The 6,000-nt window shown below is 65.2% G+C and carries 5 protein-coding genes; 1 reads left to right on the top strand and 4 read right to left on the bottom strand.

All coding sequences use genetic code 11. The features are described 5' to 3' along the window. Together WAO18_RS17770 and WAO18_RS17765 are read right to left on the bottom strand one after the other, a co-directional pair. On the bottom strand, nucleotides 1-436 hold a 436-nt coding region (locus WAO18_RS17770), incomplete at its 3' end, for a hypothetical protein (RefSeq protein WP_422207548.1). Continuing rightward, on the bottom strand, nucleotides 433-699 hold the full coding sequence (locus WAO18_RS17765) for a hypothetical protein (RefSeq protein ID WP_422207547.1): 267 nt from the start codon (nucleotides 697-699) through the stop codon (nucleotides 433-435). The genes WAO18_RS17770 and WAO18_RS17765, both read right to left, overlap by 4 nt. Before the next feature lie 977 nt (nucleotides 700-1,676). On the opposite strand from WAO18_RS17765, the gene WAO18_RS17760 reads away from it, so the two are divergent. After that, nucleotides 1,677-3,200 carry an adenylate/guanylate cyclase domain-containing protein gene (locus tag WAO18_RS17760; protein ID WP_422207546.1) on the top strand — a complete coding sequence of 508 codons (1,524 nt, stop codon included), beginning with the start codon at nucleotides 1,677-1,679 and terminating at the stop codon, nucleotides 3,198-3,200. Between the two features lie 316 nt (nucleotides 3,201-3,516). Here the strand turns inward: WAO18_RS17760 and WAO18_RS17755 are convergent, their stop codons facing one another. Both WAO18_RS17755 and panB read right to left on the bottom strand, forming a co-directional pair. Beyond that, entirely contained in the window at nucleotides 3,517-4,989 is a 1,473-nt protein-coding gene (locus tag WAO18_RS17755; RefSeq protein ID WP_422207545.1) for a CHAD domain-containing protein, read from the bottom strand. Between the two features lie 43 nt (nucleotides 4,990-5,032). After that, nucleotides 5,033-5,884 (bottom strand): 3-methyl-2-oxobutanoate hydroxymethyltransferase, encoded by an 852-nt coding sequence (panB, locus tag WAO18_RS17750; RefSeq protein ID WP_422207544.1) that lies wholly within the window; start codon nucleotides 5,882-5,884, stop codon nucleotides 5,033-5,035. Nucleotides 5,885-6,000: the final 116 nt, after the last annotated feature.

The raw sequence follows: 6,000 nt of genomic DNA, 5'->3' as shown, positions 1-6,000 counted from the left end.
TGAGGCTGGGGGACCCTTGGTCGCGTTTTCGGCGACGGCTGGGCAATAAGATCCACACTCCAAGGCCGGCGAGCACAATTCCGATGGGAATCCCGGCTGGCCCCCAGGCCGATTCCCCTTTCGGATATGCCTGGTCGCCACGAATGTGGACGTCCACGGTCTTGCCATAGGCGACACCGCGATTATCGCCGTGGACGGTCACCGTTCGTTGTGTTCCATCGGCTTGAATCCACGCTGCGGGGCAAGTAATACTGTGGCTGCCTACAGGGCTGTGGCAGCCCGCCAAGATCTTGACTTGAGCCGCGATGCCGGACTGCCCAACCCACCACAGGTACGTTCCGTTGCCGATCGCGAACAACCCGAGGCCCACGAGCAAGAGCGGACCGAGCACCCCTCCCACCCAACTAAAGAAGCCACCTCGGCCGCGCTCACTCATATCCGCTCCGCCAGGGCATACAGAAGGAAAAATGGGACGATAAATCCCGCCAACTCGACCAATGCACACGGCCACCACAGCAGTCCTACGGCGAACGTGGTCGCCGGGGAACCGCCTTCTATGTGCCAAAACTTAAGAATCTGGCCGACGCAGATAGTGACGCCGAACTTGCGCTCCAAGTACCGCCTCAGCCGTGGCTCTACGAGCGTGCTGAGGACGAAGTAGCACACCGCGCCGCCAACCAGACCCAACACGACGGTCACCATCTGCAGTATTTGAGTTCCGCCTATGTCCGGTCCTCGTTTTGTCGCTGTTGCCAGCGGCAGCCAGAGACCGTTGAGCAACCTGGGTAAGGCCTCCATAGTTGATGATGATGAACCGTGAGCGAACTGCCCACAACCCCAAAGCCGCAAGCTGTACCGCTCGGCGGAGTTGTGCCGCAAGTTACTGCCCAAGCGGGCCATCCAGCGTCGGCCCGTGCCGCTCCGAAGACGTTGGGGCAGTCGACAACATCTTCGGAATGCCGGTGTTGACGAATACCAAGATCCCGGTCGACACCGCGGTCGTGTTGGACACCACTATCGCGGTTGGGCGTGGACCCGGCTGGCGTTGCAAATGATGACGAACCCGTACGGCGACAACGAGTTTCAGACGAACGCAATACAATTCAGATGTGAGGAACGCACTACGATCGGCGTGACCAGGCCTACAGCCGTGTGTGTCGTCACCGGGTTGGGGAGCTGACCTCGTGAAGGTGAATGTTGTTGAGCCGTATCAGGTGTGCCACGGCGGTCAGTGTTGGTCGTCGGGCGTCACTGCCGATGTAGACGACGTTGTGGCCCGCGAGTGGATCGCCTCGGGCTGGGCAGTTGAGGTAGCACCGCAGCGCAGCGAGGCGCGATCCAAGGCACCGACGAGAGGTGCACGCAGATGAACGAGGCACCGAAGGTGTGCGCGAAACGCGGCGTGCAGCAGTTCGGTAAAAGGAAGGTCGTGGTGACGCGGCTGGTAACCCCGCCGCCGGATCAGTCGCCCACTACGGCGCCGCGACGGCGAAGAGGTGCTACTCGCCTGGCACGCCCTTGAGCGCGTGAGCGCCGCGATCCTCGAAGTGGAGTCCTGACTCGGGCGCCGATGTGCACGGCGATCCCGCCGATGTCGTCGCCTCTCTGAGGACAGTCGAACATCAACTCACGGCCGACCGGAGGTCGTTTTCGGTGCCTGACGTTTAGTCTCAGGCATGGATCGCATCTGGCAGTGGGCGTGGGATCGGTATGGAGCGAGATACTCATGGGCGATCTATGCGGTCACGTTCCCCGTATATCTGCCGATCTACCTCGTCCCGTCGTTGGTCGTTGTCGCTTCCGAGAAGTCCGACCTCTACGCCGAGGCGGCCGCCGTCACCGTTCTCGCCGTGTTGGTACTCGCGTACGTGATGAGTCTTCCCGGCCTAGGCTCGATCCGCGTCGTGGAACGCTGGGCAGCCGGTCAGGCGGTCGACCCGGCGACAGCCCTGGATGCCACCTACAGCTGGGCTCGGCGGGCGGTTGCCAGAGTAGTGGGCGGCAACGCTGTTGTGATTGCTCTACTCCTGGTCGTCGTCGGCGCCACCGCCGGGGCGACTGGGTGGCGGCTCATCCAATACGCGATCCTGGGTGCCGCCTATGGGACGGCGGTCCTGCTGATCACTGTGCACAGCACCGTGGAAGCAATCCTGCGGCCAGCCAGGCTCGCCATCGTCGGCGACACGGGGCTCGGTGACTCCCTGCCCCGCGCTCGCCCGACCTTTGCCGCGTGGTCGAACATGTCGGTGATCGCGGTCGCGTTCTCATTCGCGCTTATGGGCGCGCTGCTAGCGGCCGCGTTCTATAAGGCCGCGTCTGTCCCCGTGCTCGCCGTCGTGATCGGATGTGCGTTGACGCTTGGCTACGCGGTGCCAGGGACCGTCGGCCTCGCGTTCTCCCCGTCGCTGCGACCCCTACGCGATCTCGCCAAAGGAACGGAACGGGTGGCGGCCGGTGACTACAGCCAACGCTTGCCCGTGTATCAAGACGACGACCTGGGTGCGCTGGCGGCGTCGTTCAACCGGATGCAGGCGGGTTTGGCTGAGCGGCAACGACTTCAGGCCGCGTTCGGTACTTACGTCGACCCCGCACTGGCGGCGCGGCTGCTCGAACAGGGCGATGATATCTTTTCTGGCGAACGCCGCCAGGTGAGCGTGATGTTCGTCGACATCCGTGACTTCACCCCGTTCGCGGAAGCGAACTCGGCCGAAGACACCGTCGCCCGCCTCAACGCCCTGTTCGAGATCGTCGTGCCCGCCGTCGTCGACGCCGGGGGGCACGTCAACAAGTTCCTCGGCGACGGCGCGCTGGCCGTCTTCGGCGCACCCAACGACCTCGCAGATCACGCCGACGCCGCCGTATCCGCCGGCCTTCTGATTCACCGCCTGGTCGCCGAACGATTCGACGGCGCGCTGCGCATCGGCATCGGGATCAACACCGGTGTGGTGATCGCAGGCACTATCGGCGGCGGGGGCAAGCTGGAGTTCACTCTGATCGGTGACACCGTCAACGTCGCGGCCCGTGTCGAGCAGCTCACCAAGACCACCGGCAACGTAATCCTTCTCACCCAGCAGACCGTCGACGCCCTCCTTACTCGACCGCCCGGACTCATCGACCGGGGTGCCCACACGCTCAAGGGAAAGTCTGCCACCGTGCACGTCTTCGGGCTCGACTCACGGGCCGACGCTATCTCGGGCTGATCCCTCACGGCGTGTCACTGTGCGGACACCTTGGGCAGCGACCCGACGCTTGCCAACTCCAGCGACCACGAACGACACAACATGAAGAGTTGTTGAGGCATCCGCCTGTGGGCGGGATACGTAGCTTGATGTTTGCTCGCCAGCGTGTTCGATTGGCCGTCGCCAGTCCGCGGCCAGTCCGCAGCAGAATTTCTCGCAAGTTTCGTCAGCCATCAGAGTCGACGCACTGACCTGCACGTTTGTCGCGCAGCCAACAGGGCGTGCGCTAGCAAACGCCCTGAAACGGCTTACAGGCTAACTCGTCCGCCCTGTCGATTCAGCCCGACAGCTTGCGCAGGGCTTTATAGAGCTTGCTCAGCTTCGGCCGGAGGTGTCGGCGGGATTCGCGTGCGAGTTCGGCTTCCCGCTGGTAAAGCAGCCCGTAGGTGAAGGTGTCTTCGCCGGCGGCCTGAGCGGCCTGAGCCTGCTGCAGCAGGTGCTCGCGGCTGACAACGCTGTCCTGATGATCCCCGAGCAGCGACTGCAGTTTCTTCGCCCGCTTGGACACCTTCTTCGCGCCGGTCGCATCCGCGGTATAGCGAAGTCGCTTGGCGCGCTTACGGATTCGGTGTATCGCGTCGTCACGGTCGGCTCCGCCGGCAGCCCGTCGCGCCGCCTTCGCCGCTTTGTGGACCTTTTTGCCGGCGGCGGCGACGGTCACCGGCGCAGGCTCGCGACCAGCAGGCGGGGCTTCGCCGACCAGTGCGTCCAGGTCGTCGAGCAGGCGGAAGTACCGCGGTAAGCGCAACGCGGCCAACGCATGCCGGAGCCCGGACAGGTAGCGGTGTTCGGCGCCGCCGACCAGCCGTTGCCGGATGGGTCCACGGACCAGCTCCGGCGGCACATCGTCCAGGGCGGTGCGGTAGCGGTCGGCCAAGACCTCGGCGTCGCGGGCTACCCCCAGCACGTTGCCGAGTTCGCGTAGCTCGTCGACGATAGGCGCATCGTCAGCCAGGCCGAAGGAATCCGGCGCCGCCTGAAGCAGGCTGCGGATCTTGCGTGCGGTCACCCGCATCTGGTGCACGGCGTCGTCGGCCTCGGCCCGCACGGCGCGGTCCCACACCAGCAGCTCGCCGATCTGTTCGGCCAGTGCCCGGTGCAGCGGCTGCGAAGGTAAATCCTTCGACGGCGTATCGAGTACCCGGGCCAGCTTGGAACCGTGGCCGGCCGGGCGCGCGCCGGCGTCCAGCAAGCGGTCGCACAGCCTGTCCATCAACCCGGGATTCGCATCGGAGCCAACGAGTTCGAGCTCCCATTCACGCCACCGCTGCTCGTGGGTAGTCCCGTCGGCACCCTGTCCCGCGGTGACCTGGTCGTCGCAGAATTCGGCGAGCACGGCGTCGTCCGCGCCGCGCAGCAGGCGGACCTGCCGGGTTGTGCTGATTCGGGCTACCGGGCTGACCGGGCGGTCCCGGACGATGGCCAGCACCACATCCAGCAACTCGGTCGGCACAGAGCTGCCGTCGGTGGCTTCCAGGGGCGCCCGCACTTCGGTGCGCGCATCGGGGCCGGCCGGCAGTTTCAGATGCCAACCCGCGTCGAGGCCCCCGGTGCGGCGGCGCAACGTGATCCTGTTGAGCGCCAGTTCGCGGGCCGGGGTATCGAAGTACACCGCGTCCAATGACTGCGTCGCGGCGTGCTCGACCCGGACGACATCCGCGATCTCATCGAAAGTTGGTGGCTGCGTGGACTCGTCGACGTCGAACTTGCGCTCAACTTCGAGGTAGCGGGACGGGCCGTCGGTGGACATCCTCGCTAGCGTGCCACGCCGCGGTGCCGATTAAACCCGGCGCTCAGAAGCTGTGATCGTCGTCGGGGAAGGTTCCCGATGCGACTTCATCCGCGTACTGCGTTGCCGCGCGATGCAATTCGCCCCCGACGTCGCCGAACCGCTTGACGAACTTGGCCGTCTTGCCGTTCGTGAGTCCGGCCATGTCCTGCCAGACCAGCACCTGGGCGTCGCAGTTGCGGCCGGCGCCGATCCCGACCGTGGGAATCGTCAGCTTGCCGGTGATCTGGGTGGCCAACTCGGCGGGCACCATCTCCATCACCACGGCGAAGGCACCGGCCTCGGCAACCGCGATCGCGTCGTGGATGGTCTGCTCGGCCGCATCGCCGCGACCCTGCACCCGGAAACCGCCGAGGGTGTTGACGCTTTGCGGGGTGAAGCCGATGTGCGCCATGACAGGGATGCCGGCGGTGGTCAGCGCGGCGATCTGCTCGGCGACACGCTCGCCACCTTCCAGCTTGACGGCGTGTGCGCCGGCTTCCTTCATGAACCGGATCGCGGCGTCGAGCGCCGCAGCGGGCCCGGCCTCGTAGCTGCCGAACGGCAAGTCGGCGACCACAAGAGCGTGCGGTGCACCGCGCACGACGCCACGCACCAGCGGAATCAACTCGTCAACTGAGACGGGCACGGTGGTGTCGTAGCCGTAGACGACATTGGCGGCCGAATCACCGACCAGCAGCACCGGGATGCCGGCGTCGTCGAAGACGCGGGCAGTGGAGTAGTCGTAGGCCGTGAGCATCGCCCACTTGTGGCCTTCGGCCTTCATTTTCTGCAGGTGGTGAACGCGAGTCTTGGCCCGCGGCGCAGCGTTGTCGGGCAGCGAAGAATGAGCGCCATAAACAGTCTGTTCAGACATCATTGTCCCTAGTTGTGGTCGGGTCGATCCTCGTGGCCCAAATCGGGTCCCCGGGTTCGTCTGACCCAAACAGTGTGCCATTTACCGCCGGCCATGTGGAGAGCCGGCCCAGTGGA

Source organism: Mycobacterium sp. (genome assembly GCF_049278535.1).
In the GTDB taxonomy this organism is placed as follows: domain Bacteria; phylum Actinomycetota; class Actinomycetes; order Mycobacteriales; family Mycobacteriaceae; genus Mycobacterium.
This window is presented reverse-complemented; position numbering and strand designations above follow the sequence as displayed.